At 49.5% G+C, this 2836-nt stretch carries 1 protein-coding gene and 1 pseudogene; one reads left to right on the forward strand and one right to left on the reverse strand.

The features are described 5' to 3' along the window. On the reverse strand, window positions 1-480 hold a 480-nt coding region (locus MHN01_RS23255), incomplete at its 3' end, for an HAD family phosphatase (RefSeq protein WP_239413730.1). Between the two features lie 467 nt (window positions 481-947). Between MHN01_RS23255 and MHN01_RS23260 the strand changes: the two are divergent. After that, window positions 948-2600 (forward strand): annotated as a pseudogene (locus MHN01_RS23260) (PTS ascorbate-specific subunit IIBC); the annotation flags it as partial. Window positions 2601-2836: the final 236 nt, after the last annotated feature.

Below are 2836 nucleotides of genomic sequence, written 5' to 3' on the forward strand. Positions count from 1 at the left end.
CGGAGCCAGCCCCAGCTTTTCAGCCGCCAACAAGAACGTATCCGGAGCTGGCTTATAGCTTGTTACGTCACTGGATGTAACAACCACATCAATCAACGGCAACAGGTCTTTGCTTTCAAGGATGCTGAATGCATTTATGCGCTGGCAGCCGGTACCAATAGCCGTCTTCTTAGTACCTCGATATTTAACCAACAGCTCGTAAGTACACGGTATAACCTCACCATGATTTTCAAGGGCCAGATAGATATCTAACTTGGTGCTGGCAATATCCTCAGGGCGATAGCTTAGCCCGTAACGCTCAACCATGGCGCTGGCCATTTTGACACTTGGCTGGCCACTCAGCTGATACAGCCAATCCGCATCAAACGGAAAGCAATAATGCTCGCTGGTACGCTGCCAAGCCTCCAGGCTGGCCGGCATCGTATCCACCAACGTGCCATCGAGATCAAAAACTAACCCCTGGTATTTTGCCAAATCCATCGCTGAAGCACCTCTTCCCTGTCGGCTTATCAAATGACCCGTTATTACAGGATGAGACTATAACAATCACCATCATGATTAACAATGATTGTAATGACATCAGAGTGATTGGAAACAACAAACAAAGATGCAACTAATGGAATATATCTATATTGCCTATTAATAATTTCATGCTTCGAGCCAGACCAGCTTTTTCCTGGCACATTCGAGATGAATAATCATTCAGCATTTAACCGTATTATTCACAAAAATATCAGTTAAGTGATCACGATCACCATCATCAAAGCACAAGCGAGATCGTTCCCACAAAAAATCATAGGTTACCTTCTTGTGATTATATGTGATTGCTATTGTGCTACCCAAACGAGATCGTTGCCCCAAAATCGCAGATTATCGTTTGTCTCGAGTTGCGGAGTATCATGATGGACACCCTGTACGACATCTTCTATATCTTTTACAGCCAAGTTATGACCAAGGCACCGCTCCTGCTCGGGCTAGTCACATGCCTTGGTTACTTCCTGCTAAAGCGCGATAGAACTACCATTGTCCAGGGTACAATCAAAACCATCGTCGGTTTCATGTTGGTACAGGTGGGTGCCGGCACGCTGGTCGCAGGCTTTAAGCCGGTGATCGAAAAAATGTCCGAGTACCACAACCTGACCGGCTCGGTCATTGACCCCTACACCACCATGATGGCCACCATGGAAACCATGGGAGAAAACTACTCCTGGGTTGGCTATGCCGTCTTGCTGGCATTGGCAATTAATATCCTGCTCGTCGTCTTCCGCCGTATCACAGGCATTCGTACCATTATGCTGACAGGCCACATCATGTTTCAGCAAACTGGCCTGATTGCGGTATTTTACTTCGTTCTTGGTGCTTCGATGTGGGAGACGATTGTCTACTCAGCCGTGCTGATCGCACTCTACTGGGGGATCTCCACCAACATCATGTTTAAACCCACCCAGGCGGTGACCGGCGGCGCAGGATTCTCAATTGGCCACCAGCAGCAAGTCGCCTCCTGGATAGCTATCAAAGTAGCCCCAAAACTGGGAGACAAAAACGACAGCGTCGACAAAATCAAGCTGCCACAGTGGCTTCATATCTTCCACGACAGCATTGCCGCGACCGCGATTGTAATGACACTGTTCTTCAGCATCATCCTGCTCTCTTTCGGCCTCGATAGGCTACAAGTGATGGCGGGAAGTACCCACTGGACCATTTATATTTTTGAAACCGGCATGAAATTCGCCGTCGCCATTCAGATAATCGTCATGGGTGTGCGTATGTTTGTCGCCGAGCTGTCCGAGGCCTTCAAGGGGATCTCCGAGCGCGTGATCCCCAATGCCGTCCTGGCCATTGACTGTGCCGCTATCTATGCCTTCTCTCCAAATGCGATGGTATTTGGTTTCATGTGGGGTGCTATCGGCCAGTTCGTTGCAGTACTTGCGATGCTAACCTTCGATGCCCCTATCATGATCATTCCGGGCTTTATCCCGATGTTCTTCTCTAACGCTACCATCGGCGTGTTTGCCAATCACTTTGGCGGCTGGAAAGCGGTCATGAAAATTTGCTTTGTGATGGGGATTATCGAAGTCGCCGGCTCTGCCTGGGCCATTCACCTTTTCAGCCAGCACAACACGGAACTGAACGGCTGGATGGGAATGGCCGACTGGGCACTACTCTTCCCACCAATTATGCAGGGGCTGTCATCCTCTTCCCTTTTCTTCTTTGTCCTACTGGCATTGGCAGGCGTTTATATGTTCTTCGCATCAAAGAAACTTCGCGCCGAAGAAGATGCGGAGAAGGAAGGCATGATGAACACCTATGCCACGGGCAGTAACGAGCCACTCACCAATGACATCGTTCAGCCAAGTCCCCCGGTAGAAAACCGCGCAGTTCGTATCCTCGCCGTATGCGGTAACGGCCAGGGCTCCTCGATGATCATGAAGATGAAAATCGGCAGTTTCCTGGAAAGCCAAAACATCCCTCATACCATGGATTCGTGCGCTGTTTCCGACTACAGATCGAAACTTACCGGCACAGACATTATCGTTTCCTCAAACCACCTGGCCGGAGAGATGGAGGTCGGTGACGGGAAATGTATTCTGGGGGTCAGGAACATGCTGGATCCGACCTCATTTGGCGGCGAGCTGCTCGAGCTGATAGAGAAGCACTTCACCAATACACTGCTTGATAGCCATTGCAGCGAAAAGGTTAACTTTAAGCAATCCCTTATCGAGAATAACTCAATCAGGCTTCAGGCCGATGCCGCAAACTGGCAACAGGCTATCAAACTTGGTACCGACACCTTAGTTGCTTCCGGCGCTATCGAACCGCGCTACCACGATACCAT

It is taken from the genome of Photobacterium sp. OFAV2-7 (assembly GCF_022347985.1).
Taxonomy (GTDB): Bacteria; Pseudomonadota; Gammaproteobacteria; order Enterobacterales; family Vibrionaceae; genus Photobacterium.